Annotated in this window: 26 protein-coding genes; 14 read left to right on the top strand and 12 right to left on the bottom strand. The window is 61.5% G+C overall.

Features of this window, described 5'->3' with window-relative positions; translation table 11 throughout:
- The first annotated feature begins 60 nt into the window (after positions 1 to 60).
- The 3 genes from ACUN0G_RS14180 to ACUN0G_RS14170 all read left to right on the top strand — a co-directional run bounded on the left by ACUN0G_RS14180 (position 61) and on the right by ACUN0G_RS14170 (position 3,748).
- Positions 61 to 345, top strand: coding sequence for a hypothetical protein (locus tag ACUN0G_RS14180; protein WP_003208814.1), 285 nt, complete (start codon positions 61 to 63; stop codon positions 343 to 345).
- A gap of 148 nt (positions 346 to 493) precedes the next feature.
- Positions 494 to 742 carry a TIGR02647 family protein gene (locus ACUN0G_RS14175; RefSeq protein WP_063033873.1) on the top strand — a complete coding sequence of 83 codons (249 nt, stop codon included), beginning with the start codon at positions 494 to 496 and terminating at the stop codon, positions 740 to 742.
- A gap of 168 nt (positions 743 to 910) precedes the next feature.
- On the top strand, positions 911 to 3,748 hold the full coding sequence (locus tag ACUN0G_RS14170) for a class I adenylate cyclase (RefSeq protein WP_445573681.1): 2,838 nt from the start codon (positions 911 to 913) through the stop codon (positions 3,746 to 3,748).
- Here the strand turns inward: ACUN0G_RS14170 and rnk are convergent.
- From rnk to cyaY, 3 genes are all read right to left on the bottom strand, one after another.
- Positions 3,745 to 4,155 carry a nucleoside diphosphate kinase regulator gene (rnk, locus tag ACUN0G_RS14165; protein ID WP_258342791.1) on the bottom strand — a complete coding sequence of 137 codons (411 nt, stop codon included), beginning with the start codon at positions 4,153 to 4,155 and terminating at the stop codon, positions 3,745 to 3,747. The two genes, ACUN0G_RS14170 and rnk, sit on opposite strands and share 4 nt — an antisense overlap.
- A 131-nt stretch (positions 4,156 to 4,286) precedes the next feature.
- Positions 4,287 to 4,505, bottom strand: coding sequence for a DUF1289 domain-containing protein (locus ACUN0G_RS14160; protein WP_258342792.1), 219 nt, complete (start codon positions 4,503 to 4,505; stop codon positions 4,287 to 4,289).
- Positions 4,506 to 4,507: 2 nt separating this feature from the next.
- Positions 4,508 to 4,840 carry an iron donor protein CyaY gene (gene cyaY / locus ACUN0G_RS14155; RefSeq protein ID WP_421523286.1) on the bottom strand — a complete coding sequence of 111 codons (333 nt, stop codon included), beginning with the start codon at positions 4,838 to 4,840 and terminating at the stop codon, positions 4,508 to 4,510.
- 238 nt (positions 4,841 to 5,078) lie between these two features.
- Between cyaY and lptM the strand changes: the two genes are divergently transcribed.
- Genes lptM through ACUN0G_RS14125 form a run of 6 tightly spaced genes read left to right on the top strand, consistent with a single transcriptional unit; the run spans position 5,079 to position 9,659 of the window.
- Entirely contained in the window at positions 5,079 to 5,240 is a 162-nt protein-coding gene (lptM, locus tag ACUN0G_RS14150) for an LPS translocon maturation chaperone LptM (RefSeq protein WP_177046833.1), read from the top strand.
- Between the two features lie 9 nt (positions 5,241 to 5,249).
- Entirely contained in the window at positions 5,250 to 6,497 is a 1,248-nt protein-coding gene (gene lysA, locus ACUN0G_RS14145; protein ID WP_063033870.1) for a diaminopimelate decarboxylase, read from the top strand.
- Between the two features lie 4 nt (positions 6,498 to 6,501).
- A complete protein-coding gene (gene dapF, locus ACUN0G_RS14140) occupies positions 6,502 to 7,332 on the top strand; it encodes a diaminopimelate epimerase (RefSeq protein ID WP_003208798.1) in 831 nt (276 codons plus the stop codon).
- Positions 7,333 to 7,345: 13 nt separating this feature from the next.
- A complete protein-coding gene (locus tag ACUN0G_RS14135; protein ID WP_258342795.1) occupies positions 7,346 to 8,062 on the top strand; it encodes a DUF484 family protein in 717 nt (238 codons plus the stop codon).
- 2 nt (positions 8,063 to 8,064) lie between these two features.
- Entirely contained in the window at positions 8,065 to 8,964 is a 900-nt protein-coding gene (xerC, locus tag ACUN0G_RS14130; protein WP_076013125.1) for a tyrosine recombinase XerC, read from the top strand.
- Positions 8,961 to 9,659 (top strand): HAD family hydrolase, encoded by a 699-nt coding sequence (locus ACUN0G_RS14125; protein WP_445573680.1) that lies wholly within the window; start codon positions 8,961 to 8,963, stop codon positions 9,657 to 9,659. The genes xerC and ACUN0G_RS14125 overlap by 4 nt, the downstream gene beginning before the upstream one ends.
- 255 nt (positions 9,660 to 9,914) lie before the next feature.
- Here the strand turns inward: ACUN0G_RS14125 and sutA are convergent, their stop codons facing one another.
- The 4 genes from sutA to glnK form a co-directional block, all read right to left on the bottom strand.
- Positions 9,915 to 10,241 (bottom strand): transcriptional regulator SutA, encoded by a 327-nt coding sequence (gene sutA, locus ACUN0G_RS14120; protein WP_003208791.1) that lies wholly within the window; start codon positions 10,239 to 10,241, stop codon positions 9,915 to 9,917.
- 103 nt (positions 10,242 to 10,344) lie between these two features.
- Positions 10,345 to 10,770 (bottom strand): secondary thiamine-phosphate synthase enzyme YjbQ, encoded by a 426-nt coding sequence (locus ACUN0G_RS14115; RefSeq protein ID WP_445573679.1) that lies wholly within the window; start codon positions 10,768 to 10,770, stop codon positions 10,345 to 10,347.
- Between the two features lie 209 nt (positions 10,771 to 10,979).
- The gene (locus ACUN0G_RS14110) at positions 10,980 to 12,317 is read right to left on the bottom strand and encodes an ammonium transporter (RefSeq protein WP_258342798.1); all 1,338 of its coding nucleotides are present in this window, start codon (positions 12,315 to 12,317) and stop codon (positions 10,980 to 10,982) included.
- A gap of 34 nt (positions 12,318 to 12,351) precedes the next feature.
- Positions 12,352 to 12,690, bottom strand: coding sequence for a P-II family nitrogen regulator (glnK, locus tag ACUN0G_RS14105; protein WP_002555808.1), 339 nt, complete (start codon positions 12,688 to 12,690; stop codon positions 12,352 to 12,354).
- Between the two features lie 421 nt (positions 12,691 to 13,111).
- On the opposite strand from glnK, the gene ACUN0G_RS14100 reads away from it, so the two are divergent.
- Positions 13,112 to 13,372: an accessory factor UbiK family protein gene (locus ACUN0G_RS14100; protein WP_003208783.1), complete on the top strand. Its 261-nt coding sequence runs from the start codon at positions 13,112 to 13,114 to the stop codon at positions 13,370 to 13,372.
- 52 nt (positions 13,373 to 13,424) lie between these two features.
- Here the strand turns inward: ACUN0G_RS14100 and cfa are convergent, their stop codons facing one another.
- Positions 13,425 to 14,537, bottom strand: a complete 1,113-nt coding sequence (gene cfa, locus ACUN0G_RS14095; RefSeq protein WP_093203756.1) for a cyclopropane fatty acyl phospholipid synthase — start codon at positions 14,535 to 14,537, stop codon at positions 13,425 to 13,427.
- Between the two features lie 234 nt (positions 14,538 to 14,771).
- Here cfa and ACUN0G_RS14090 point away from each other — a divergent pair, with 234 nt between their 5' ends.
- Positions 14,772 to 15,680 (top strand): LysR family transcriptional regulator, encoded by a 909-nt coding sequence (locus ACUN0G_RS14090; RefSeq protein ID WP_093203752.1) that lies wholly within the window; start codon positions 14,772 to 14,774, stop codon positions 15,678 to 15,680.
- A 96-nt stretch (positions 15,681 to 15,776) separates the two neighbouring features.
- On the top strand, positions 15,777 to 17,273 hold the full coding sequence (locus tag ACUN0G_RS14085) for a YifB family Mg chelatase-like AAA ATPase (RefSeq protein WP_421523282.1): 1,497 nt from the start codon (positions 15,777 to 15,779) through the stop codon (positions 17,271 to 17,273).
- Here the strand turns inward: ACUN0G_RS14085 and ACUN0G_RS14080 are convergent.
- Positions 17,260 to 17,844 (bottom strand): TetR/AcrR family transcriptional regulator, encoded by a 585-nt coding sequence (locus ACUN0G_RS14080; protein ID WP_258342801.1) that lies wholly within the window; start codon positions 17,842 to 17,844, stop codon positions 17,260 to 17,262. The two genes, ACUN0G_RS14085 and ACUN0G_RS14080, sit on opposite strands and share 14 nt — an antisense overlap.
- Before the next feature lie 114 nt (positions 17,845 to 17,958).
- Between ACUN0G_RS14080 and ACUN0G_RS14075 the strand changes: the two genes are divergently transcribed.
- Positions 17,959 to 18,882, top strand: a complete 924-nt coding sequence (locus ACUN0G_RS14075) for an ABC transporter six-transmembrane domain-containing protein (RefSeq protein ID WP_445573678.1) — start codon at positions 17,959 to 17,961, stop codon at positions 18,880 to 18,882.
- Between the two features lie 117 nt (positions 18,883 to 18,999).
- On the opposite strand, the gene ACUN0G_RS14070 is transcribed toward ACUN0G_RS14075, so the two are convergent.
- The gene (locus ACUN0G_RS14070) at positions 19,000 to 20,976 is read right to left on the bottom strand and encodes a methyl-accepting chemotaxis protein (protein ID WP_445573677.1); all 1,977 of its coding nucleotides are present in this window, start codon (positions 20,974 to 20,976) and stop codon (positions 19,000 to 19,002) included.
- A 178-nt stretch (positions 20,977 to 21,154) separates the two neighbouring features.
- The gene (locus tag ACUN0G_RS14065) at positions 21,155 to 22,075 is read right to left on the bottom strand and encodes a LysR substrate-binding domain-containing protein (protein WP_421523278.1); all 921 of its coding nucleotides are present in this window, start codon (positions 22,073 to 22,075) and stop codon (positions 21,155 to 21,157) included.
- Between the two features lie 152 nt (positions 22,076 to 22,227).
- Between ACUN0G_RS14065 and ACUN0G_RS14060 the strand changes: the two genes are divergently transcribed.
- Positions 22,228 to 23,631 (top strand): NorM family multidrug efflux MATE transporter, encoded by a 1,404-nt coding sequence (locus ACUN0G_RS14060; RefSeq protein WP_258342805.1) that lies wholly within the window; start codon positions 22,228 to 22,230, stop codon positions 23,629 to 23,631.
- A 128-nt stretch (positions 23,632 to 23,759) separates the two neighbouring features.
- On the opposite strand, the gene ACUN0G_RS14055 is transcribed toward ACUN0G_RS14060, so the two are convergent.
- Positions 23,760 to 25,430: a putative bifunctional diguanylate cyclase/phosphodiesterase gene (locus ACUN0G_RS14055; RefSeq protein WP_226476790.1), complete on the bottom strand. Its 1,671-nt coding sequence runs from the start codon at positions 25,428 to 25,430 to the stop codon at positions 23,760 to 23,762.
- Positions 25,431 to 25,695 lie beyond the last annotated feature (265 nt).

The raw sequence follows: 25,695 nt of genomic DNA, 5'->3' as shown, positions 1-25,695 counted from the left end.
CCAGCAGCATCAGCCGAGTGAATGGGGGTAGACTGGCGCCCTTTCCTCCAGGAGCCTGCCATGAGCGAGCCAACCGATATCGACAACGACGAAGAAGAGTTCGCCGAGACCACCTTGATTGAAGCGATCGAAAACCAGATCGAAAGCGACAACCCGCCCGCCGCCAAGGCCACGTTCAACAAGCTGACCCTGGTGGGCTACGAGCGCGAAGACATCCTGCAAATGATGGCCCACGTACTTGCCATCGAGATCGACGCCCTGCTCGAAGAAGACCGTGCCTTCAATACCGAATGGTATGAAACTGCCTTGCGCGCCCTGCCAGAGCTGCCGCCCGAGAAGCAATAAGCCCGACACCGCGCTGGCCAGCAAGCGCTTGCTGGCCACAATCCTGCCCCACATCAACACGGCATGAGTTCCGACTGGACAGCTCGCCAAAGTGCGTTCACCTTATGGCTGCTAACGTCTAAAAATTCCTAGAAAGTCTGGAGTCCTTATGTCGTATACCCCTGAGTTGGTTGCCGAACTGGAAATCCTTGCACTCTTCAACCTGGGCAGCTCCCAGGAAGGTCTGAAAGTTCATCAGACCGCCGCTCCCACTGCCATTGCCGCTGCCCGGCGCCTGTTTGAAAAAGACCTGATCGACCAGCCAGATGGTGGCTACCTCACCAGCCTTGGCCGGGATGCTGCCGAACACGCACAAAGCCTGCTGACTATTCTGACGACCAGCAAAGAAGCCGCCTGACACCTCGTATCGCCCACGGGATCCTCTTTTCACGGATTCCGCGGGCATTCCTGCGCCCGGGATAAAATTTTGGCGCCAAAAACAAAATCCCGCTAAACCTCCTACGCTACTGGCTGTAAACTCCCACACGGCCGCCCACGTCGGGCCCTGCGAGCCACCGAGTTCGACATGACCCGCACCCACGAAATCCGCCCCGACCTGGACGAAGGCATCGACCGCAAGGTGCTGACCCAGTTGCGCGCGCGGTTTCTGGCCCTGAACGAGGGCCGCATGGCGCGCGCCGTCGAAGGGCTGACGCCGCGCCAGCAAAGCGTCCTGACGCTGCTGCCGCTGTTCTTTCACGTCAATCATCCGCTGCTCCCGGGTTATGTGTCGGGCAGTACTCCGGCGGGCCTGTCGAACTTTGAACCCGACGCGCAAGTGTTGGCAGAAGCCCAGCGCCTGACCCGCACGTTTTCCTACAAGCCCCGGCACGGCAACCCACCGCGCCCGATTCATGGCCTGTTCCTGATGGGCAGCCTGGGCACCCTGGCCCAGGCCGATCAAAGTGATATGGACGTGTGGGTCTGCCACGCCGCCGATCTCAGTGAGAACGAGCTGGCCGAGCTGCGCAAAAAATGCCAGTTGCTGGAAACCTGGGCCCTGAGCATGGGGGCCGAGGCGCACTTCTTCCTGATCGAGCCGACACGGTTTATCCAGGGCGAACGCGACACCCAACTGAGCTCCGAAGACTGCGGCACCAGCCAGCATTACCTGCTGCTGGACGAGTTCTACCGCACCGCCATCTGGCTGGCCGGGCGCACACCGATCTGGTGGCTGGTACCGGTGTATGAAGAAACCCGCTACGCCGAATTCACCCACGCGCTGATCTCCAAGCGCTTTATCCGCGCCGACGAAACCCTCGACCTGGGCCATCTGGCTCACATCCCGCCAGGTGAATTTATCGGCGCCGGCCTGTGGCAATTGTTCAAGGGCATCGAATCGCCCTACAAGTCGGTACTCAAACTCCTGCTGACCGAGGTCTACGCCAGCGAACACCCGAAGGTGCAGTGCCTGAGCCTGCGCTTCAAGCGGGCGGTGTTTGCCAATCAGATGGACCTGGACGAGTTGGACCCGTACATCGTGGTCTACCGCCGGATCGAGGAATACCTCAAGGCCCGCAATGAGCCGGAACGCCTGGAACTGGTGCGGCGCGCCCTGTACCTGAAGGTCAACCGCAAGCTCAGCGCGGGCCAGCGCACCGGGTGGCAACGTTTGCTCCTGGAGCGTCTGGCCAGTGAATGGGGCTGGGACCAGCGCCAACTGGCCCTGCTGGACAGCCGCAGCCAATGGAAAGTCCGCCAGGTGGCCTCCGAGCGCCGGGCGCTGGTCAACGAGCTGAACTACAGCTATCGCTTCCTGACCCAGTTTGCCCGCACCGAACAGACCGTCAGCCTGATCAACAAGCGCGACCTCAATGTACTCGGCCGGCGCCTGTATGCCGCGTTCGAGCGCAAGGCCGGCAAGGTTGAGTTCATCAACCCCGGCATTGCCCCGGACCTGGCCGAAGACACCCTGACCCTGGTGCACTCGCCCAACCGCAAAGAGCCGGGCCAGCACCATTGGGGCCTGTACAACGGCAACCTGACGGCTCTGGAATGGGAGCACTTCGCGCCGATCAAGCGCAGCCGCGACCTGCTGGAAATGCTCACCTGGTGCCACCGCAACGGTGTGATCGACAGCAGCACCCGCCTGGCTTTGCATCCCGGCAGCAGTGACATGACCGAATTCGAGCTGTTCAACCTGCTGGGCAGCCTGCAACAAACCGTCGCCCTGCCCTTGACCAGCGTGGACGAGGAGCGCCTGCTGCGCTCGGCAGTGCCCGAGGAAGTGCTGCTGCTGATCAACGTCGGCGTCGATCCGCTCAAGCACCACCGCGACCTGAACATCCTGATGACCACCGAGCGCACCGACTCCCTGAGTTACGCCGGCGTACGGGAAAACCTGGTGCTGACCCTGGACCAGGTCACGCTCAACAGCTGGAACGAGGTGATGGTCAGCCGCTACGACGGCCCCCACGCGCTGCTCGACTGCCTGCGGGATTACCTGAACCAGTTGCCGGCCAATCATCTGCCGCGATTGCGGGTGCGTTGCTTCTGCCACAACCGCGCACAATTCATTGCCCAGCGCGTGGAAGAAATCTTCGACACCGCGCAAAACCTGATGCTGAGTCAGGAAAACCACCGCTATCTGGTGCAGGTGCAGCAGCACTACCACGTGATGGAGCTGACACCCGGCCAGGCCAACCATGTGTCACTGGCGACCCAGGACGCGCTGATCGCCTACCTCAGCGAAGAACTGGCCAGCTACAGCCCGCTGCACCTGGACACCATGGCCCTCGAAGACCATGACCTGGCGCTGTTGCTGCCCATGGGCCTGCCCGACTGTGTGCAGGTGTTCTACCGGATCAACGAAGGGGTTGCCGATCTGTACGTGCTGGATGAATTCAATGCGCTCTGGCAGCAGCGCCTGCCGTTTCACGACGAGCAAAGCCTGTTGGTGCCGCTGCAACGCTTCCTGCAATCGATTATTTATCGGCGCGACGCGCTGCTGCCGCTGGACCCGCAACAGCCCCTCGGCGCGGTGCAAATCCTGTATTACCAGCTGTTGCCGTCAGGCAGCGGCCGCGCACGCCGGGCCGAACCGCGCCCAGCGCCGCAAACCCCGGCCAATAAACCGTTCTACGACGTGCAGGCGATTATCGGCAAGGCGGCCCCGGGCCAGGTGGGGATCACCTTGTACTGCAATCAACGGGAGTTTTCCGAGCTGGAATTTGGCGACCAACTGTTTGCGGTGGTCGCCCAGCAAATCGTCGGGCAACGCCGGGAGACCGAGCGCTACCGCTGCTACATCACCGATCTGGACCTGTCCGGCCTGCTCGGTGATGTTCAAAGCCCGAGCAATCTGTACCTGCGCTACAAGGCTGATCTGGAACTGGCGCTCAATGAAGCGCTGAACCAGGTTTAGAGAGGAAAGGCGCCACCGTCTTTTGGCTGGCCTTCAACGCTGAGCAATTCAAGCTTGAGGGTCTTGCCACCCGGTGCTGGCCAGTCGATGTGCTGGCCGACTTGCAGGCCCAGCAATGCACTGCCCACCGGCGCCAGGATCGAGATTTTGCCTTTGTCGGCGTTCGCGTCCTTGGGGTAGACCAGGGTCAGGTGATAGTCCTTGCCACTGCCTTGTTCACGGCAATGCACGCTGGAGTTCATGGTCACGACAGTTGCAGGCACTTCATCGTGGCCAACCACTTCTTCGGCGCGGTCGAGTTCGTGTTGCAGGGCTTCAACGCCCGGCGACGCCTCGCCGACACGGTCGATCAGTTGCTCAAGACGCTGCACGTCAAGACGGGTGAGGATGATGGAAGGTGCGGTCATGATTCAGGCAGACTCCTTTTTTCTGCACAAAAAAGCAAAACCCCGCCAGGAAAAGGCGGGGTTCTCACGGACCTCGATGAGTTGAGGTGTATCCGGACACTACCACAGCACAATAAATAAACAAGACAGCCTCAGGCGGAGGCCTTGCGCTGTTCGGCCTGGGCGACGATCACGCGGCGCCGCGCGTCATCGGCGGAGCGCCATTCGCGGATGTCTTCCACATGGCGGAAGCAGCCGAGGCAGACTTTGTGCTCATCCAGCCGACATAAACTGATACAAGGTGACGGCACCGCCGGGCTGACATTGCTGAACAGCGGCTTGGGCGGGCGTACGGGTGCGGGCTGCGTCACGATCAGATCTCGTCGAAGTCCAGCTCGGCGCCGGTATATTCATGGGTCAGGCGCGTGAGCATCTCGCCCAACAACTCTTCGCTCTTGTCGCACTGCCATTTGCCGCTTTCTTCGTCGTAGTCGAAGTGAACGCCACCGGAGCGCGCAGCCAGCCACAGCTGACGCAGCGGTTCCTGGCGACTGAAGATCAGTTGCTGGCCGCTCTCGAACTTGACGGTCAGCACACCGGCCGAGTTCTCCAGGTCCACATCCAGGCCGCTGTCGTCGAAAATATCCTCCAGCGCTTGCTGGGTCGAATCCACCAGGTCGTGAAAACGGGCTTCGGTCAAACTCATTGTGGGAACCTCGAAAGTGTCTGGTCTCGCTCAAGCGCCGCACAATACGGACGCACCATCATGATTGCAAAGGATACCGATTTCATTACCCGCAGCTGCGGGAATTATCCCTGATTGGTGTGAGCACAATCGCGACAAACTCGGCAAAGCCCCGCCGGACGGGTATTTCGGCACATAGGCAATCCGGCGGGTGGTCGGTATACTCGGGCGCAATTAATGCATATTCAAGGATTTCGCCATGAAGCGCCTGATCTCTTCCCTTGCTGCGCTCGTCGCGGTCGCTTGCCTCGTTAGTGCCTGTGGTCAAAAAGGCCCGCTGTATCTGCCCGATGACAGCAAAGACCCGAATGAACAGGCGCAATCGTCGCAAACCAAAGCGCACAAGCACGACACCTTCTAAGGGAACATCATGGACGCTTTTAACTACCGGGACGGCGAGCTGTTCGCGGAAGGTGTCGCTCTGTCCGCCATTGCCGAGCGCTTTGGTACCCCGACCTACGTGTACTCCCGTGCCCACATCGAAGCGCAATACCGCTCCTTTGCCGACGCACTGGAAGGCACGCCGAGCCTCGTGTGCTACGCGGTAAAAGCCAACTCCAACCTGGGTGTACTCAATGTCCTGGCGCGCCTGGGCGCCGGTTTCGACATTGTGTCCCGGGGCGAGCTTGAGCGTGTGCTGGCCGCTGGCGGCAAAGCTGACAAGATCGTGTTCTCCGGCGTCGGCAAGAGCCGCGAAGACATGCGCCGCGCCCTGGAAGTTGGCGTGCACTGCTTCAACGTCGAGTCCACCGACGAGCTGGAGCGCCTGCAAGTGGTGGCCGCCGAGATGGGCGTTCGCGCGCCGATCTCCCTGCGGGTCAACCCGGACGTAGACGCCGGCACTCATCCGTACATTTCCACCGGTCTCAAAGAGAACAAGTTCGGCATCGCCATTGCCGACGCCGAGGACGTGTACATCCGCGCCGCCCAACTGCCAAACCTGGAAGTATTGGGCGTCGACTGCCATATCGGCTCGCAACTGACCAGCCTGCCACCGTTCCTCGACGCTCTCGACCGCCTGCTGGCGCTGATCGACCGCCTCGGCGAATGCGGCATCTACCTGCACCACATCGACCTCGGTGGCGGCGTGGGCGTGCGCTATCGCGACGAAGAGCCGCCGCTGGTTTCCGACTACATCAAGGCCGTGCGCGAACGCACCGAAGGCCGCGACCTGACGCTGATGTTCGAGCCGGGCCGCTACGTCGTCGCCAATGCCGGCGTGCTGCTGACCCAGGTCGAGTACCTCAAACACACCGAACACAAGGATTTCGCCATCGTCGACGCGGCAATGAACGACCTGATTCGCCCGGCGCTGTACCAGGCCTGGATGGATGTGACGGCCGTCAAGCCACGCGCGGGCGAAGGCCGCAGCTACGACGTGGTCGGCCCGATCTGCGAGACCGGCGACTTCCTGGCCAAGGAACGTCAGTTGGCCCTGGAGGAAGGCGACCTGCTGGCCGTGCATTCGGCCGGTGCCTACGGGTTTGTCATGAGCTCCAACTACAACACCCGCGGGCGTACCGCCGAGGTGCTGGTGGACGGTGATCAAGCGTTTGAAGTGCGTCGCCGCGAGACGGTAGCCGAGTTGTTTGCTGGCGAAAGCCTGCTGCCGGAGTAAGGCCATGTTGCTGCGTTTTACCAAGATGCACGGGCTGGGCAATGACTTCATGGTTCTCGACCTGGTCAGCCAGCACGCGCACATCCTGCCCAAGCACGCCAAGCTGTGGGGCGACCGACACACCGGCGTCGGCTTCGACCAATTGTTGCTGGTGGAAGCACCGAGCAACCCGGAAGTGGATTTCCGTTACCGGATCTTCAACTCCGACGGCTCCGAAGTGGAACAGTGCGGCAACGGTGCCCGTTGTTTCGCCCGTTTTGTGCTGGACAAGCGCCTGACCGCCAAGCGGCAGATTCGCGTCGAGACCAAAAGCGGCATTATCGAGCTGGATATTCGCAGCGACGGCCAGATCGGCGTCAACATGGGCGCCCCACGGCTGGTGCCGGCGGACATTCCGTTCCAGGCCACCGAGCAAGCGCTGAGCTACGCCGTGGACGTGGACGGCAAGACCGTCAACCTGGCTGCCGTGTCCATGGGCAACCCCCATGCCGTGCTGCGGGTCGATGACATCAACAGCGCACCGGTTCACGAACTGGGGCCCAAGATCGAAAACCACCCGCGCTTTCCGGCGCGGGTTAACGTGGGTTTCCTGCAGGTCATCGACCGTTCCCGTGCGCTCTTGCGCGTCTGGGAACGCGGTGCCGGCGAAACCCAGGCTTGCGGTACCGGCGCCTGCGCCGCTGCCGTGGCCGCGATCAGCCAGGGGTGGATGGATTCGCCACTGCTGATCGACCTGCCCGGCGGACGTCTGTCCATCGAATGGGCAGGCCCTGGCCAACCGGTGAAAATGACCGGCCCGGCCACCCGCGTCTACGAAGGACAGGTCCGTCTATGAGTGAGCAAATCTAATGACTGATAAGCCTCAAGTACCCGCGAAAGCATCCCCAAGCGAAAGTCTGGAGGCCGCAGCCGTTGCGGCGTATCTGGAGGCTAATCCGGACTTCTTCGTCGAACACGAAGAGCTGTTGCCGGCCCTGCGTATTCCCCACCAGCGTGGCGATACCGTGTCGCTGGTGGAGCGGCAGATGAAGATCCTGCGCGAGCGCAATATCGAGATGCGTCATCGGCTCTCGCAGCTGATGGACGTGGCCCGTGACAACGACCGCCTGTTTGACAAGACTCGCCGCCTGGTCCTGACCCTGATGGACGCCGCCAGCCTGGAAGAAGCGGTGATTGCCGTCGAAGACAGCCTGCGCCAGGACTTCCAGGTGCCCTTTGTCAGCCTGATCCTGTTCAGCGATAACCCGATGCCGGTAGGGCGCTGGGTCAGCGGCAGCGATGCCCAGACTGCCATTGGCGGCTTGCTGTCCGAAGGCAAGACCATCAGCGGCACCCTGCGCGAGCATGAGCTGGACTTCCTGTTTGGCGCCGAGCAGCGCCAGCAGATCGGCTCAACCGCCGTAGTCGCCCTCAGCCATCAAGGGCTGCATGGCGTGCTGGCCATCGCCAGCCGCGATCCGCAGCACTACAAAAGCTCGGTGGGCACGCTGTTCCTGAACTACATCGCCGAAGTGCTGGGCCGCGTCCTGCCGCGCTTCACCACCGCCTTGCGCGCGGTGCGCTAGCCATGGAACGACAACTGGACGCCTACTGCGCTCACCTGCGCAGCGAGCGCCAGGTGTCACCGCATACCCTGGAAGCCTACCGGCGGGACTTGAACAAGGTCCTGGCGTTTTGCGAGAAACAACACATCAGCAGTTGGAAGGCCCTGGATATCCAGGGTCTGCGCAGCCTGATCGCCCGCCTGCATCAGCAAGGCCAATCCTCCCGCAGCCTGGCGCGCCTGCTGTCGGCGGTGCGCGGCCTTTATCACTACCTGAACCGCGAAGGCCTGTGCGACCACGACCCGGCCAACGGCCTGGCGCCGCCCAAGGGTGAACGCCGCCTGCCCAAGACCCTCGACACCGACCGTGCCCTGCAATTGCTCGACGGCGCGGTGGAAGATGACTTCCTGGCCCATCGCGACCAGGCGATCCTCGAGCTGTTCTACTCTTCGGGCCTGCGCCTGTCGGAGCTGACCGGGCTTAACCTCGATCAACTGGACCTGGCAGATGGCCTGGTGCAAGTGCTCGGCAAAGGCAGCAAGACTCGCGTATTACCGGTGGGCAAAAAGGCCCGCGAAGCCTTGCTGCTGTGGCTGCCCCTGCGTGCCCTGGCCAACCCGGCGGATGACGCCGTGTTTATCAGCCAGCAAGGCCGACGCCTCGGGCCCCGGGCCATTCAGGTACGGGTCAAGGCCGCCGGCGAGCGCGAGCTGGGGCAAAACCTGCACCCGCACATGCTCAGGCACTCCTTTGCCAGCCATTTGCTGGAGTCGTCCCAGGACCTGCGCGCGGTGCAGGAGCTGCTTGGCCACTCCGACATCAAGACCACCCAGATCTACACCCACCTGGACTTCCAGCATCTGGCAACGGTGTACGACAGCGCCCATCCACGGGCCAAACGCATTAAGGGCAGTGACTCATGAGCATCAAGCTGATCACCTTCGACCTGGACGATACGCTCTGGGATAACGTGCCGGTCATCATCAGCGCCGAGGCGTCGATGCGTGAGTGGCTGGCGATCCATGCGACCAAGGTGGGCGACTTGCCCCTGGAGAAGTTTGCCAGCTTGCGCCAACAGGTGCTGGAGCGGCATCCGGAGCTCAAATACCGCATCAGCGTGTTGCGTCACAAGGTGCTGCAATATGCTTTCGAGGAGGCTGGATATCCGCTGCCGGAAGCGGCGCAGATGGCGGATGTGTGCTTTGAAGCGTTCATCCACGCCCGGCATCAACTCACCGTATTCCCCGAAGCGGAACCGATGCTGCAAGCACTGCGCCGCGACTATCTGCTGGGGGTGATTACCAACGGTAATGCCGATGTGCAACGTGTGGGGTTGGCGGACTACTTCCACTTTGCACTCCGGGCTGAAGACATTGGTATTGCCAAGCCGGATGCCCGGTTGTTTCAGGAAGCCTTGCAGCGCGGTGGCGTAGCGCCGGGCGCGGCAGTGCATGTGGGTGATCATCCAGGGGATGACATTGCCGGTGCGCAGCAGGCGGGGCTGCGGGCGGTGTGGTTCAACCCGGCAGGCAAGGCCTGGGAGGCCGAGAAATTGCCGGATGCCGAGATCCGCAGCCTGACCGAGTTGCCAGCGCTCCTGACCCGTTGGAACGCATAACCTGATGATGAAGGGCTTTTGTGGCGAGGGAGCTTGCTCCCGCTGGGCTGCGAAGCGGCCCCTGAACCAGCCACGACGGCCTTTCTGAAAGAACGCGTCGACCCAACCAGGGGCCGCTTCGCGCCTCAACGGGAGCAAGCTCCCTCGCCACACACACTCTTCATCCTTAGATGGGTGTTGGGCCTAACCATTTTGTAGCGCCCATGAAAAAGCCCGCAGCGACGGCGGGCTTTTTCAGCAAGCAAGCAGCAAACCTTAGATAGGCCGGCTGCCATACTTGTTATCCGGCTTCTTCGGTGGATCAGCCACCACGTTAGCCTCGACTTCCTGCACTTTGCCGCCTTTAGCGAGGAATTCTTCCATCGCACGGGCCAGCGCATCGCGCTCTTTGTTCTTGGCTTCTACGCTCGGCAGTTCGTCGACCGACACCGCAGCCTTGGCCTTGCCTTTGGCTGCCGGGACCGGTGCATCGTCGCCACCGTCGTCGTCAGCCACGTCTTCGGCAGCCGCCTCAAGACCTTCTTCGGTTTCGTCGTCGTCGCCTACTTCGAGGTCGTCGTTTTCCAGATCATCGTCGCTCATGTTCTACCTCATGACTTGCGAAAAGCAGATTAGTTATAGCCCAGCTTCGCCGCCTGTCGACGGCCGCCGGAAAAAAATCAACATCCACCGGATCACCAGTGGCTTATGCCCCATCACCGTGCAAGGTGGCGAGGACTTTACGAGCACCGCCATGATCACGGTGCTCGCCCAGATAAACACCTTGCCAGGTCCCCATCGCCAAGCGGCCGGCCCTTACCGGCAAACTCAGCTGGCAGCCCAGGAGACTGGCCTTGAAGTGCGCCGGCAGATCATCCGGACCTTCGTCGTTGTGTTCATATCCCGCCATGCCTTGCGGCACCAGCGCATTGAAAAAACGCTCGAAGTCACGGCGAACCGCCGGATCGGCATTCTCGTTGACCGTCAACGAGGCCGAGGTGTGCTGCAGCCACAAATGCAACAGTCCCACCCGACAGGCCTTCACTTCAGGCAAGCCGGCGAGCAACTCGTCCGTCACCAGATGAAAGCCCCGGGGCTTGGCCCGCAGGGTTATCAGGGTCTGTTGCCACATACAGTTCTCCGCCTATCGGCGCGCATTCTAGCGCGCTCAGGGAAAAAACAAAGTGCCGAATACGCCTACATGCCTGTAAGACATTCGCACACCGAAAAGTGCGGTGTGGATACCATCACAAAGTCGCGAAAAAACCCATACACCTTTAGCCACAGACAAACCCCGGGCAAAAAAATGCCCGGCAAGCCGGGCATCTTTTTTTCGCGTACTTACAAGTTGTAGCCGCGTTCGTTGTGTTGCGCCAGATCGAGGCCAACCGCCTCTTCTTCTTCGGTCACCCGCAGGCCCATCACCACGTCCAGCACCTTGAGGATGATGAACGTCACGATGGCGGTGTAGATGACGGTGAAGCCGACACCCTTGGCCTGAATCCAGACCTGCGCCGCCACGTCAGTCACAGTGCCGAAGCCGCCCAGTGCAGGGGCTGCGAACACACCCGTGAGGATCGCTCCCACGATACCGCCGATACCGTGAACGCCGAACGCGTCCAGGGAGTCGTCGTAGCCCAGCTTGCGCTTGAGGCTGGTAGCGCAGAAGAAGCAGATCACACCGGCAACCAGGCCGATCACCAGGGCGCCCATCGGGCCCACGGTGCCGGCGGCTGGAGTGATTGCCACCAGGCCAGCGACCACACCCGAGGCGATGCCCAGAGCGCTTGGCTTACCGTGAGTGACCCACTCGGCGAACATCCAGCCCAGCGCAGCAGCCGCGGTAGCGATCTGGGTAACCAGCATCGCCATGCCGGCAGTACCGTTGGCCGCAGCAGCGGAGCCTGCGTTGAAGCCGAACCAGCCAACCCACAGCATGGCCGCGCCCACCAGGGTGTAACCGAGGTTGTGCGGTGCCATTGGGGTAGTCGGGAAGCCTTTACGCTTGCCGAGCACGATGCACGCCACCAGGCCAGCCACACCGGCGTTGATGTGCACCACGGTGCCGCCTGCGAAGTCCAGCACGCCCCAGTCGCCCAGCAACGAACCCGGACCGCCCCACACCATGTGGGCAATCGGTGCGTAGACCAGGGTGAACCAGACGCCCATGAAGATCAGCATCGCGGAGAACTTCATACGCTCAGCGAACGCACCGACGATCAGCGCCGGGGTGATGATCGCGAAGGTCATCTGGAAGGTCACAAACACGGCTTCAGGGAACAACGCCGCCGGGCCGGTGATGCTGGCCGGGGTCACACCCGAGAGGAACAGTTTGGACAAGCCACCCACAAACGAGTTGAAGTTGACGACGCCTGCTTCCATCCCGGTGGTGTCGAACGCCATGCTGTAGCCGTAGACGAACCACAGGATGGTGATCAAGCCGGTGATGGCGAAGCACTGCATCATCACGGAAAGAATGTTTTTGGAGCGAACCATGCCGCCGTAGAACAGCGCCAGGCCTGGAATGGTCATGAACAGCACCAACGCAGTGGATGTGAGCATCCAAGCGGTGTCGCCGGAGTTGAGGACTGGAGCAGCCACTTCGTCTGCCGCCATGGCCAGGCTTGGCATTACGATGGACAACAGGGCTCCGAGCCCTGCGAATTTACGCAGAGTCATATTGTTTTCTCCTGGGGCGTTGGGGTTTGGCGGCTTAGATTGCGTCGGTATCGGTTTCGCCGGTACGGATGCGAATAGCCTGTTCCAGATTGACCACGAAGATCTTGCCGTCACCGATCTTGCCGGTGTTGGCGGCCTTGGTTATCGCCTCGATAACCCGGTCAAGATCCTTGTCGTCAATGGCGACATCAATCTTCACCTTTGGCAGGAAATCGACCACGTATTCCGCGCCGCGATACAGCTCGGTGTGACCCTTCTGCCGACCGAAGCCTTTGACCTCAGTAACGGTAATGCCCTGCACGCCGATCTCGGACAGTGACTCGCGTACATCGTCCAACTTGAACGGCTTGATGATGGCAGTGACTAGCTTCATGAAAACTCTCTCCCGAATTGGTGGACTTGCCCCAGGAAAACAAACCCGTCTCAAGTCTAAGCGCAGTGCCTGGCTTTGTAACGCTTCGTCGCCTTGGCATTTTCCATTGCGACGCTCGCTAACCACTGGTGACGAAACATGTACCGCTGGTCCGTCGGCGCACTGCATCGTCACAGCGACTGCATCAGTGCATGGGTCATGATCGTCTAAGCAGAAAGCTTGCCAGCTCCGTAAAAATCACTGAAATCAGTCCTTTGTTCGCTTGTGCCCACCTCCCGGGCGCCGTTGCTGCGAAGATACGCACGAAAACGGTGCGTGACCGCCCGGCCGCATGCGCGAAAAGCGTGCGCCTGTGCCTGCGAAAAGACTATAGACGCTGCGTGATACACTGCCGGCCAACAGATTTTCCGGACGATTTCCCATGCTCGCGCCCAAAGACCTCCTCGACGCCCTGAGCGGCCACGCCTCCCGCCTGTTCAGCAGCGACACGCCGCTGCCACGCAATGAAATTGAAAGCCAGTTCAAGGCGCTGCTGCAAAGCGGTTTCAGCAAGCTGGACCTGGTAAGCCGGGAAGAGTTTGATAGCCAGATGGTGGTGTTGGCGCGCACTCGGGCGCGGTTGGAAAGCCTTGAGGCCAAGGTGGCGGAGCTGGAAGCGCGATTGACGCCGGCCGCCGAATAAACCGGCCCAACCGGGGCAGGTTTCGCCTGTCCCCGTTAAACCGTTGTAACCCTCAGCTCACCCGCTGATACCCGCCGACAACGCCCTTCTTCGACAATACCCACTGCCACAACTGGATATCCCGCGCGCGAAACGCCCCTGCACACGACAGCAGGTAATAGCGCCACATCCGGTAGAAACGCCGCCCGAAGGTTTCGGCGAAGTCCGGCCACGCCAATTCGAAGTTTTCGCACCAGGCCATCAGCGTCTTGTCGTAGTCGGCGCCAAAGTTGTGCAAATCCTCGGCAACAAACAACCCGTCCATGGCGTCGCCAATCTGCCCGATCGAGGGCAAATCCCCGTTGGGAAAGATGTATTTGTCGATCCACGGGTCCGGCGTGCTGTTGCGTTGGTTCTTGCCAATGGTGTGTAGCAGGAACAGGCCGTCGTCCTTCAGGCAGCGGTTGGCCACCTCCATATACGCCCGATGGTTCTTGCGGCCCACATGCTCAAACATGCCGACGCTGGCGATATGGTCGAATTGCTCGTCGATATCCCGATAGTCCTGCAGACGAAACTCGATCGGCAGATGTGCATACTTGGCGCGACCCCACTCCGCCTGCTCTTTGGAGATGGTCACACCCACGCACTCGACACCATAGTGCTCGGCCGCATGGCTCATGAAACTGCCCCAGCCACAGCCGATATCCAGCACGCGCATGCCCGGCTTGAGACCGAGCTTTTTACAGATCAGGTCCAGCTTGGCGAACTGCGCCTGCTCCAGGGTGGTGGCATCTTTCCAGTAGCCACAGGTGTACGTCATACGCGAGTCGAGCATGCGCGCGTAGAAGTCATTGCCGAGGTCGTAGTGCGCCTCGCCGACTTGCCAGGCGCGCTTCTTGTTTTGCAGGTTCAGCCAGCGGGAGCTGAACGCGTGAAACAACAAGGTGGCCGGGTTGGCCTGGTCGATCACCCCGGACCGCATGAGGCGGTAGAAAAACTCATCCAGCGCCTCGGCGTCCCAACCGCCATCCATGTAGTCCTCGCCAAGGCCAAGGTTGCCTTTGGCCAGGGCCAGGTCGAACGTAGCACTGTGGTGCAGTTGCATATCCGCAGCCGACGGCCCGTTTACCTCAATCTGCGCCTGCGCCAGCAACTCCTTAACGAAGCGCGCTCCCTGAGACATCTCATCAGAACCGGAAAAAGAATGACGCGTTTTGTTAAGCACAATTGCTCTCCAGAAATAGCGTTGCCTTTGATTCATACACTGCGAGAAATCTGGCCATGGAAGCGTCTGGCATGGCCCTCAAGGCATCACCGGGAACGCTGGCTGGGAACAGATGTAACAAATCTTATCCAGCCATTTTTTAAAGATATAATGAATTAATCTTATGAAAACCATGCGAAATTGGAATGCAAAATGGACATCAGGGCGCTTCGTTATTTCGTAGAAGTCGTGGACCAGCAGAGCTTTACCAAAGCCGCCGTGAAGCTGCACTTGACCCAGCCAACGGTCAGCAAAATGGTGCAGCAACTTGAAACGAGCCTTGGCTTGAGGCTGCTGGACCGCATGGGAAAACGTTTCACCCTGACGGACGCCGGTGAAATTGTGCTCAAGCGCGCCAAGGAAATGATCGCACTGCACGATGAGATGACCGTGGAGCTGCAAGACTTGCAGCAAGTCGAACGCGGCGCCCTGCGCATGGGACTGTCGCCCTCGACTCACCTCGCACTGGCACCGATCTTCGCGGAATATCACGCCCGCTACCCGAAGATCGAACTGAAACTGTTCGAAAGCGGCGGCAACGTCACCATTCAGGACCTGCGCCAAGGCACCCTGGAGTTCGGCACCATCCTCGACTCTCCGCGCGTGGCGGATATCTGGTCCGAATTCGAATCCATGCCCTTGTTCGAGTCGCCACTGTGCCTGCTCGCACCCCATGATTCGCCCTGGCAGGGACGCAGCTCGGTGGAGCTGAGCGAACTGCAAGCCTGCGAATTCATCTTTTACGATGACACCTTCACCCTGAACCAATTCGTACTCGACGCCTGTGCCCTGGCCGGTTTTGAGCCGCGTATCAGCGGGCGCAGCAGCCAATGGGACTTTATCGCCTCCCTGGTACGACTGGGCGTGGGCATCACCCTGCTGCCCCGGGCGTTCTGCGACACCCTTGATGCCAACCAATTCAGCATCGCGGAAATACAGTCGCCGGCCCTGAACTGGCGGCTGATGCTGGCGTGGCGGCGCCAGTGCAAATTGTCGTTTGCGGCGCAGGCGTGGTTGACATTGGCGAAGGAGTTTTTGTGTGTGCCGCCGCCCAGTCAGTAACCGATACGTTCTGTAAAACCTCACCGCTGCGTTGCGCCGGCGCTCGACTACCCTTAAAAAACCGCAGGAAGCGGCCACTCATTTCAAGGAACGAGCATGTCCCTCGCCATCGTCCACAGCCGCGCCCAGATTGGCGTTGAAGCCCCCGCCGTCACTGTCGAGGTGCACATGGCCAACGGCTTGCCGTCGCTGACGCTGGTAGGCCTGCCGGAAACCGCCGTCAAGGAAAGCAAAGACCGCGTGCGCAGTGCCATTCTCAATTCTGCGCTGCAATACCCGTCCCGCCGCATCACCCTCAACCTCGCGCCCGCCGACCTGCCCAAGGACGGCGGGCGTTTTGATTTGGCGATTGCCCTGGGGATTCTCGCCGCCAGTGTGCAGGTACCGGCGCTGACCCTCGATAACGTGGAATGCCTGGGAGAGCTTGCACTGTCAGGTGAGGTGCGGGCGGTAAAAGGGGTATTGCCGGCAGCGCTGGCGGCGCGCAAGGCCGGGCGCACCTTGATAGTGCCACGGGCCAATGCCGAAGAGGCGTGCCTGGCCTCGGGATTGAAGGTGATTGCGGTGGATCATCTGCTGCAAGTGGTGGCGCACCTGAACGGTCACGTGCCGATCGAGCCCTTCGTTTCCAGCGGCCTGATGTACTTGAACAAGCCCTATCCCGACCTCAGTGAAGTGCAGGGCCAACTGGCAGCCAAACGCGCACTGCTGATTGCCGCCGCGGGCGCCCACAACCTGTTGCTCAGCGGGCCACCGGGCACCGGCAAGACCTTGCTCGCCAGCCGTCTGCCGGGGCTGTTGCCGCCCTTGAGTGAACAGGAAGCGCTGGAGGTGGCGGCGATTCAATCAGTGGTCAGCCTGGCGCCGCTGAGCCATTGGCCGCACCGGCCGTTTCGCCAGCCGCACCACTCGGCGTCAGGCCCGGCGCTGGTGGGCGGTGGCTCGAAACCGCAGCCGGGGGAAATCACCCTCGCCCATCATGGTGTGTTGTTTCTCGACGAACTGCCGGAGTTTGATCGCAAGGTCCTGGAGGTGCTGCGTGAGCCGCTGGAGTCCGGGCATATTGTGATTGCCCGCGCCCGCGACCGGGTGAGTTTCCCGGCGCGTTTCCAGTTGGTGGCGGCGATGAACCCCTGCCCTTGCGGCTATGTGGGCGAGCCAAGTGGGCGCTGTCGCTGCACGCCGGAGCAGATCCAGCGCTATCGCAACAAGCTCTCGGGGCCGCTGCTGGACCGGATCGACCTGCACGTGACCGTCGCCCGGGAAAGCACTGCGCTGAACCCGGGCAAACAGTCAGGCGACGATACCGCCAGCGCATCAGCCCTCGTGGCCGAGGCCCGGGAGCGTCAGCAACGGCGCCAGGGCTGCGCCAATGCCTTTCTCGACCTGCCGGGGCTACGCCAGCACTGCAAGCTGGCGAAGGCCGATGAAGGCTGGCTGGAGAGTGCGTGCGAACGGCTGACGCTGTCGCTGCGGGCGGCGCATCGTTTGCTCAAGGTCGCCCGCACCCTGGCCGACCTGGAACAGGTGGAAGCCATTGCCCACCATCATCTGGCGGAAGCCTTGCAGTACCGCCCCGCTAGCGCGTCCTAGGTAAAGTCAGAAGCAACCCGGCCACTTCCATCACCTCACCCATCGCCGCCTCAGCCGATTCAACGGAGGGTTTGAGCATCAAGTCATCGGCATACCCCATGGCCACGGCGAAGAGCTGCCGCGCCGCTCGTTTGGGCGACTCACAGTGGAACACTTTGGCCGCCACACCTTGCTCGATGATCTCGGCGAGCATCGCTTGCCATTGGGCGTTGATCGTCAGGTAAGCCTCGGCGAATGGCTCGTCATGCATGGCTTCGTCCCACGCATCCAGCCACAACGCCCATCCGGCATCTGCCGTGGAGGGCAAGCAGTCACGCAGGAAACCTTCGAGTGCTTCCAGTGGAGGCAGCCCCTCCAGCGGCACCCGCACCTCGTCCAGTTGCTCGTTGGCAAACCGCACAAACGCTTCGCGGCGCAGTTCTTTCCAGTCGCTGAAGTAGTGATAGACGTGGCTGCGGGACAGCCCGGCATGTTCCGCCAAGTCGCGGGTGGAAACATCGGCGAAGCCTTTGCTGCGAAACAGCTCCAGGGCGGCGGCGATGATCTGGTCTTTACGGTCGATACGCGACATGAGGCTTTTCCTTCAGGCACCGGCAGATCGACGGCGCTTGCTTTTTGAGCGATCGCTCAAGGATACTTGAGCAGTCGCTCAATACTAGCGTTTATCTCACCCTTGGTGCACCCCATGTCATCCGTAACACCGCAAATTCTGATCGAAGAAAGCAAAAAGATCGGGCAACAATCCGCCAGCCAAACCCTCAAGGCGATCGCCAGGGCTTATCCCGGCAAGCTGTTCTGCACCTTGTCGCTGGTGGCCCTGGAAAACGCGTTGCTGCTGGCCTACCCGCTGTTTGCCGGGTTCGCGGTGGACTCAATTATCCGCGGCGACGCCGGCAGCGCGCTGTTCTACGCCGCCGTGGTACTGGCGTTCTGGGTGGTCGGGGCGGCGCGAAGGGCGCTGGATACGCGCACCTTCACCCGTATCTACGCGGACCTGGCGGTGCCGGTGATTCTCAACCAGCGCCTGCAAAACCACAGCACCTCACGGGCAGCGGCGCGGGTGGTGTTGGCACGGGACTTTGTGGATTTTTTCGAAAAACACGTGCCAATCATCGCGACGGCGCTGGTATCGATCGTCGGTGCGGCAGTGATGCTGCTGGTGATCGAGCCGTGGATCGGCCTGGCCTGCCTGACGGCGCTGGTGCTGTGCACGACCTTGTTGCCACGTTTCGCCCGGCGCAATCAGGAGTTGCATGAGCGCTTGAATGACCGCCTGGAAAAGGAAATCGGCCTGGTGGAAAAGGTCGGCGCGCAGACCTTGCGGCGCCACTACCGGGTGTTGTCACGCCTGCGGATCTGGCTGTCGGACCGCGAGGCTGCCGCGTTCCTGTTTATCGGTACGCTGGCGGCACTGCTGTTTGTGGTCGCCATCAGCCAGTTGGCGCTGTCGCCGGCGGTAAAGGCGGGCCACGTGTATGCGGTGATGACTTACCTGTGGACCTTTGTCAGCAGCCTGGATGAAGCGCCAGGGATGGTCGACCAACTGGCGCGACTCAAGGACATTGGCAAGCGTGTGGACCCGGGGCTGGGCGACCGATCCGACGTTTGAGGCGTCGAATCGTCCGTCATCGCGGGCAAGCCCGGCTCCCACATTGAACCGATTTCTTCAATTGAACACGGTCAACTGTGGGAGCGGGCTTGCCCACGATGAGGCCCGAACAGTCAATCAACGAAACCGGTCAACCTCATGCCGCAAGCCCGCCGCCAGGGTCTCCAGTTCCTTGGCGGTGATCGCCAGGTTCGACACCACTTCACGCTGCTCGCTGTTGGCCAGGGCAATGCTCTGCAAGTTGCTGCTCAGCAAGGTCGCGGTGCTGCTCTGCTCTTGGGTAGCGGTGGTAATCGCCGCAAACTGCTGGCCCGCCGAGCGGCTTTGCTCGTCGATCCGCGCCAGGGCCGAGGCCACGTCGGCATTGCGCGCCAGGCCTTCCTGCATCAGCACGTTGCCTTGTTCCATGGTGCTGATGGCGTTGCCGGTTTCCTGCTGGATGCTCTGAATCATCCCGGAAATTTCATCCGTGGCCTGACGAGTACGCGACGCGAGGTTGCGCACTTCATCCGCCACCACCGCAAACCCACGCCCTTGCTCACCGGCCCGCGCGGCTTCGATGGCGGCGTTGAGCGCCAACAGGTTGGTCTGTTCGGCAATGGCGGTGATCACCCCGACGATCCCGCCGATTTCCTGGGAGCGCTGGCCCAAGGTGTTGATCACAGTGGCCGTGCTATTGAGCGCGGTGGCGATGTGTTCCAGGGACGACGACGCTTCCTGCATCGAGGTGCGGCCGATCTTGGTTTGCTGGGCGTTGTCCTGAGCCAGGCGCTCGGTGTTGCCCATGTTGTCGGCGATGTTCAGCGAGGTGGCGCTGAACTCTTCTACCGCGCCGGCCATGCTGGTGATTTCGCCGGACTGCTGCTCCATGCCTTCGTACGCACCGCCGGACAAACCGGACAGCGCCTGGGCGCGGCTGTTCACGTCTTCAGCCGCCTTGCGAATGTGCGACACCATGGTCGACAGCGCTTCGCCCATCTGGTTGAAACTGCGGGCCAACTGGCCGATTTCGTCATGGCTGGAAACGTTCAGGCGCGCGCTCAAATCACCGGCGCCCAGGGCTTCTGCCTGACGTACCAGGTCGCCCAACGGCTGCAACTTGCTGCGCAGCAGCCAGACCGCCGCGCCCACCGCCAGCAGCATCGCGAGCAAACTGCCGATCGCCAGGCGAATCCCCACCGACCAGGTCACCGCGCGAATTTCGGCTTTCGGCATGCTCGCCACCACCGACCACGGGCCACCTTCAAACGGCACCGCGACGCTGTAGAAATCTTCGTTCTTGTCGCTCCAGAAACGGCCTTTTCCAGGTTTGGCGGCCAGGTCGAGCATGACCGGAATCGACTGATCCAGCGCCTGCACGCCAGCGGGCGGTACCAGCCAATGCTTCTGTTCATCCAGCAGCGCGAGCGAACCGGTCTGGCCGATGCGGAAACGCTTGAGGTTGTCGAACTGGGCGTTCTGCGCGTCGGTGTAGTCGAACCCGACAAACAGCACCGCAATCACTTTGCCGCTGGCATCACGCACCGGGCTGTACTGGGTCATGTAGGAGCGATCAAACAACACCGCGCGGCCGACATAGCCCTGCCCGCCGAGCAAGCGTTGATAGGCCGGGTGCTGATGATCCAGCGCCGTGCCGATGGCGCGGCTGCCGTCCTGCTTGGTCAGGGATGTGCTGACGCGGATAAAGTCCTCGCCGCTGCGTACGAATACGGTCGCCACGCCGCCGGACATCTGCTTGAACTCATCAACTTCAGCGAAATTGTTGTTGAGCACTTCCTCGCCCAGGTACAGGCCCGGCGTCTTCACGCCCGCCACAGTCACCGGCTGCTCCGGCCGCACACTCAAGCCAGCGCTGAAGCGCTTTTCAAACAGCCCGCTCAAACGCTGGGTACTTTCGCGCAAGGTGCTGTGGAAGGTATTGAGTTGGTCAGCCAGCAAGCGAGCCTCGCTGGCCAGATGCTCCTCGCGGGTGTCGAGGTTGGCGGAGTCCAGCGAACGCAAGGCGAACACTGTGCTGCCGCTGATGACGACAGCCAGTATCACGGCGAGGGCAAGCCCCAGTTGAGAGGCGATCCGGGCGCGAGGTTGAGACATGAAGGCTCCTGGCCGAGGCCAGGATCATCCTGATCTCATAGCGCTGCTCGGCAAAATTCTAATAGGGGAAACGTTGCAGAACGGTAGTTCCAACAACCCTACTTCGGCGGGCAGGCTCAATACTTGAGCGAATCACAGGGGTATCACGCAAACGATTGCTCGCCAATGCGCAATCCGCTCAATCCAGTCGCTCTACCTCGGGCAATTCCATCGCTTGGACCTCACTCTGGAGAAAGTCCGCCAGCCGGCGCAAACGCTCACCACCAGGCCGGGTTTTCGGCCACACCAGATAGTAATTTTCCCCACTGGCCACGGCGGTGGGCCATGGCAAGCTCAGGCGGCCCTGGGCCACGTCTTCAGCCACCATCAGCAAGTCGCCCATGGACACGCCGTAACCCCGGGCGGCGGCGATCATGCCCAACTCCAAGGTGTCGAACACCTGCCCGCCCTTGAGCGATACCTGGGATGACAGCCCCATGCGCTCCAGCCAGTAGCGCCAGTCACGCCGGTCCGGCGTCGGGTGCAGCAATTCGGCAGAGGCCAGCCGCGTAACGTCCCAGGGCCCGTCGCTCAACAGGTTCGGCGCGCCCACCGGAATCAGCAGCTCAGGAAACAGGTAACTGGCTTCCCAGTCCGGCGGGAAATGGCCGTTACTCAGCAATACCGCGCAATCGAACGGTTCCTGATTGAAGTCCACTTCATCGACGTTCATCCAGGCGCTGGTCAGTTGCACTTCATTGCCCGGCTGCAAATGCCGGAAGCGACTGAGCCGCGCCAGCAGCCAGCGCATGGTCAGGGTGGACGGCGCCTTCATGCGCAGGATGTCGTCCTCTGCGTTCAACGTATGGCAGGCGCGCTCCAGGGCCGCGAAGCCTTCGCGCACGCCTGGCAGCAACAGGCGCGCCGCCTCGGTGAGCTGCAAGGTGCGGCCGCTGCGCTGGAACAGGCGGCAGGCGAAATGCTCTTCCAGGGTACGAATGTGCCGGCTCACCGCGCTTTGGGTGATCGACAACTCTTCCGCCGCCCGGGTGAACGAGTTGTAGCGGGACGCGGCTTCAAACGCGCGTAAGGCGTAAAGAGGAGGAAGACGACGAGACATGGCGAAAGCTCCGACGGCGCAATCTCGAAACCCTACCAGAATCATTCAGGCATGAGTTTTAATCATGCGTGCCATCGGATTTATCCCTTTGTGCAATGCGCTGTGGGCGCCGAGAATCAACCCTTCCACCCTTCCCTGACTTTTTGAGCGTGATGATCATGCAGCATCCGGCACGTACCGAACTCTGGGCCATTCTGCGGCTGTCAGGGCCGCTGATTGCCTCACAGTTGGCCCACATGCTGATGGTGCTGACCGACACCCTGATGATGGCCCGCCTGAGCCCCGAGGCCCTGGCCGGCGGTGGCCTGGGTGCCGCAAGCTATTCGTTCGTGTCGATTTTCTGCATCGGCGTGATCGCCGCCGTGGGCACGCTGGTCGCGATCCGTCAGGGCGCGGGCGACATTGAAGGCGCCACCCGCCTGACCCAGGCCGGGCTGTGGCTGGCCTGGTTGATGGCGCTGGTGGCCGGTTTGCTGCTGTGGAACCTCAAGCCGGTGCTGCTGATGTTCGGCCAGACCGAAACCAACGTCGCGTCCGCCGGCCAGTTCCTGACCATCCTGCCGTTCGCCCTGCCCGGCTACCTGACGTTCATGGCCCTGCGCGGCTTCACCAGCGCCATCGGCAAGGCCACGCCGGTGATGGTCATCAGCCTGGGCGGCACGGTGATCAACTACCTGCTCAACCACGCGTTGATCGAAGGCATGTTCGGCCTGCCGAAACTCGGGCTGGTGGGCATTGGCCTGGTCACGGCCATCGTCGCCAACTGCATGGCTTTGGCGTTGATCTGGTACATCAAATACAACCGCGCCTACGACGCCTATCCGCTGCGCAAGGGCCTGCTGCGGCCCAACCTGCATTACCTGCGGGAACTGTGGCGCCTGGGCCTGCCGATTGGTGGCACCTACGCGGTGGAAGTCGGGCTGTTTGCGTTCGCCGCGCTGTGCATGGGCACCATGGGCAGTACGCAATTGGCTGCGCACCAGATTGCCCTGCAGATTGTGTCGGTGGCGTTCATGGTTCCGGCGGGCATGTCCTACGCAATTACCATGCGCATCGGCCAGCATTACGGGGCCGGGAACCTGCTGGAAGCACGACTGGCCGGGCGGGTGGGCATCGGCTTTGGCGCGCTGGTGATGCTGGGCTTTGCAGCGGTGCTGTGGTTGTTCTCGCATCAGTTGATCAGCTTGTTCCTCGACCAGCATGACCCGGCGTTTCGCGACGTGATCAACCTCGCCGTGAGCCTGCTGGCCGTGGCCGCTTGGTTTGAGCTGTTCGACGGCGTGCAGACCATTGCCATGGGCTGCATTCGCGGGCTCAAGGATGCCAAGACCACGTTTCTGGTCGGGCTGGGTTGCTACTGGCTGATCGGCGCACCGGCTGCGTGGTTGATGGCGTTCAATCTCGGCTGGGGGCCGACTGGCGTGTGGTGGGGCCTGGCTCTGGGCCTGGCGTGCGCGGCAATCAGCCTGACCTGGGCGTTTGAACGGAAGATGAAGCGGATGATTCGCCAGGAGCCTGAAACCCAACGCGGATTTCAAGGCGCGCAGCCTGAGTAACGATTGTGCTCGGTCAAATGTGGGAGCGGGCTTGCTCGCGAATGCGGTGGGTCAGCCATGAATGGGTTGGCTGAAATACCCCATTCGCGAGCAAGCCCGCTCCCACATTTTTGATCGGGTTCACACCATCAGATCACGCCGCCCACCAATTCCTGGCTGTTACCAAACGTCAGGTAGTCCACCAGTTCCGCCAGCGGCAACGGCTTGCTGATCAGGTAACCCTGAGCCTGATCGCAGCCGAACAACCGCAGCAACGCCAGCTGCTCTGCGGTTTCCACGCCCTCGGCCACCACTTCCAGATTCAGGTTGTGGGCCAGGTTGATCATCGCGTGCACCAGCTTGCGGTTCTCTTCGCGCTCTTCCATGCCGCCGACGAAGCTTTTGTCGATCTTCAGCAAGGCAATCGGCAGGCTGTTGAGGTGCACGAACGACGAGAAGCCGGTGCCAAAGTCATCCAGGGAAAAGCGCACGCCCAGGCGGCCAAGCGCGTCCATGGTCTGCTTGACCAGGTCGCTGCGACGCATCACGGCGGTTTCCGTCAGTTCAAATTCCAGCCACTGAGCTTCCACGCCACGCTCGGCAATCAGCCGGCTGAGGGTGCTGAGCAATTGGCTGTCCTGGAACTGGCGGAACGACAGGTTGACCGCCATGTGCAACGGCGCAATCCCACGTTCGCGCAGGTCCTGCATGTCGCGCAGCGCCCGGGAAATCACCCAGTAGCCCAACGGCACGATCAAGCCGCTCTGCTCGGCCAGGGGCACGAACTCGCTCGGCGGCAACAACCCACGCTCTCCGTGGCGCCAGCGCACCAACGCTTCAAGGCCGACGATATGCCCGTCGTCGAGGTCCAGGCGGGGTTGGTAATGCAGTTCCAGCTCGTCACGGCGCAACGCCCGGCGCAGTTCGCTTTCAAGGTCGGCGAGGCTGCGGGCATTGCGGTTGATGCGCTCGTTGAAGATATGAAAAGTACAGCCCTGGGTGCTCTTGGCTTGCTGCATGGCGATATGGGCGTGCCACATCAGTGGGTCGGCGCCGGCCCTGGCGCGGGCATGTGCCACGCCGAGACTGCAGCCGATCAGCAGGCTTTCGCCATCGACCCAATACGGTTCGGCCATGGCTTCGATGATGCGCTCGGCCATCCATTCGGCGCGCTGGGGCGCGCGGCGGGTATCGATCAGCAGGGCGAATTCATCGCTGCCCAGGCGTGCCAGTTGATCACCGGCCTCCAGCTGGCTCTTGAGCCGCGAGACCACTTGCAGGATCAGCCGGTCGCCGGCCTGGTGGCCGAGGGCGTCGTTGGCATGACGGAAGTTGTCCAGGTCGAGGTGACCGAGGGCGACGCCACGGCCTTCGTTTTCCGCCAGGCGGGCGGTCAACAGGGTCTGGAAGCCCTGGCGGTTGGCGATGCCGGTCAGCGGGTCTTGCTCGGCCAGGCGTTGCAGGGTGTTTTCCAGCACTCCGCGCTCGCGCACATGCCGCAGGCACCGGCGCAATGTATCGACATCCAGTGCATTCAGGATCAGCCAGTCGCTGACGCCGAGGGGCGAAACAAGAGGTTCCTCTTCCAACAGCAATACCGTTGGCAGGCTGCAACGACCGGGGCCGGGCTGAAGGCTGGCCGTGGTCAACAACACCGCACTGTGATCGTCGTCGAACAGATTGCTCACAGACTCCCAGTTTGGCGCGCTGATCAGCACAGCTCCGTCGCCCATCGGCGCCAGGCACTCGCGCAATAACGCTGCCCACGCTGGCTCATCGGCCAGTAGCAGCAAACGCAAGGGTTCGACAGGCGTAGACAAGCTAGCTCCCTAGACTCTGCAAAATTTCGTTGGCGGCGGGCATTATGACGTGCGACCTGACAATGACCAATGATATGGGTTATCAAATACACACTGAGCGGCGCTAGACCGAACAATAGTCCTAAATGCCCTGCACATCCTGCGGCAAAGTAACAAAACCGGCAAATTTAGATCGAGTGGTACGTCACACTGTCGTTCAGAGGCAGCAGAATCTTGCCAGCCTGTTAAAATGCCCGCCCTTTTGATCAATGACTCCCTGAATTCT

Source organism: Pseudomonas sp. 32A, from assembly GCF_052682255.1.
The sequence above is the reverse complement of the archived record's forward strand: the minus strand, read 5'-3'. Positions and strand labels throughout refer to the sequence as shown.

Excerpts from the sequence above, each read along its gene's own strand:
- ACUN0G_RS14170 (WP_445573681.1), top strand. The coding sequence starts at position 911 with ATGACCCGCACCCACGAAATCCGCCCCGACCTGGACGAAGGCATCGAC.
- ACUN0G_RS14080 (WP_258342801.1), bottom strand. The coding sequence starts at position 17,844 with ATGTCGCGTATCGACCGTAAAGACCAGATCATCGCCGCCGCCCTGGAG.
- dapF (WP_003208798.1), top strand. The coding sequence starts at position 6,502 with ATGTTGCTGCGTTTTACCAAGATGCACGGGCTGGGCAATGACTTCATG.
- ACUN0G_RS14175 (WP_063033873.1), top strand. The coding sequence starts at position 494 with ATGTCGTATACCCCTGAGTTGGTTGCCGAACTGGAAATCCTTGCACTC.
- rnk (WP_258342791.1), bottom strand. The coding sequence starts at position 4,155 with ATGACCGCACCTTCCATCATCCTCACCCGTCTTGACGTGCAGCGTCTT.
- ACUN0G_RS14065 (WP_421523278.1), bottom strand. The coding sequence starts at position 22,075 with ATGTCTCGTCGTCTTCCTCCTCTTTACGCCTTACGCGCGTTTGAAGCC.
- ACUN0G_RS14070 (WP_445573677.1), bottom strand. The coding sequence starts at position 20,976 with ATGTCTCAACCTCGCGCCCGGATCGCCTCTCAACTGGGGCTTGCCCTC.
- ACUN0G_RS14110 (WP_258342798.1), bottom strand. The coding sequence starts at position 12,317 with ATGACTCTGCGTAAATTCGCAGGGCTCGGAGCCCTGTTGTCCATCGTA.
- xerC (WP_076013125.1), top strand. The coding sequence starts at position 8,065 with ATGGAACGACAACTGGACGCCTACTGCGCTCACCTGCGCAGCGAGCGC.
- lptM (WP_177046833.1), top strand. The coding sequence starts at position 5,079 with ATGAAGCGCCTGATCTCTTCCCTTGCTGCGCTCGTCGCGGTCGCTTGC.
- sutA (WP_003208791.1), bottom strand. The coding sequence starts at position 10,241 with ATGAGCGACGATGATCTGGAAAACGACGACCTCGAAGTAGGCGACGAC.
- ACUN0G_RS14075 (WP_445573678.1), top strand. The coding sequence starts at position 17,959 with ATGTCATCCGTAACACCGCAAATTCTGATCGAAGAAAGCAAAAAGATC.
- ACUN0G_RS14060 (WP_258342805.1), top strand. The coding sequence starts at position 22,228 with ATGATCATGCAGCATCCGGCACGTACCGAACTCTGGGCCATTCTGCGG.
- cyaY (WP_421523286.1), bottom strand. The coding sequence starts at position 4,840 with ATGAGTTTGACCGAAGCCCGTTTTCACGACCTGGTGGATTCGACCCAG.
- ACUN0G_RS14125 (WP_445573680.1), top strand. The coding sequence starts at position 8,961 with ATGAGCATCAAGCTGATCACCTTCGACCTGGACGATACGCTCTGGGAT.
- lysA (WP_063033870.1), top strand. The coding sequence starts at position 5,250 with ATGGACGCTTTTAACTACCGGGACGGCGAGCTGTTCGCGGAAGGTGTC.
- ACUN0G_RS14115 (WP_445573679.1), bottom strand. The coding sequence starts at position 10,770 with ATGTGGCAACAGACCCTGATAACCCTGCGGGCCAAGCCCCGGGGCTTT.
- ACUN0G_RS14090 (WP_093203752.1), top strand. The coding sequence starts at position 14,772 with ATGGACATCAGGGCGCTTCGTTATTTCGTAGAAGTCGTGGACCAGCAG.
- ACUN0G_RS14085 (WP_421523282.1), top strand. The coding sequence starts at position 15,777 with ATGTCCCTCGCCATCGTCCACAGCCGCGCCCAGATTGGCGTTGAAGCC.
- ACUN0G_RS14100 (WP_003208783.1), top strand. The coding sequence starts at position 13,112 with ATGCTCGCGCCCAAAGACCTCCTCGACGCCCTGAGCGGCCACGCCTCC.
- glnK (WP_002555808.1), bottom strand. The coding sequence starts at position 12,690 with ATGAAGCTAGTCACTGCCATCATCAAGCCGTTCAAGTTGGACGATGTA.
- ACUN0G_RS14180 (WP_003208814.1), top strand. The coding sequence starts at position 61 with ATGAGCGAGCCAACCGATATCGACAACGACGAAGAAGAGTTCGCCGAG.
- cfa (WP_093203756.1), bottom strand. The coding sequence starts at position 14,537 with ATGTCTCAGGGAGCGCGCTTCGTTAAGGAGTTGCTGGCGCAGGCGCAG.
- ACUN0G_RS14135 (WP_258342795.1), top strand. The coding sequence starts at position 7,346 with ATGACTGATAAGCCTCAAGTACCCGCGAAAGCATCCCCAAGCGAAAGT.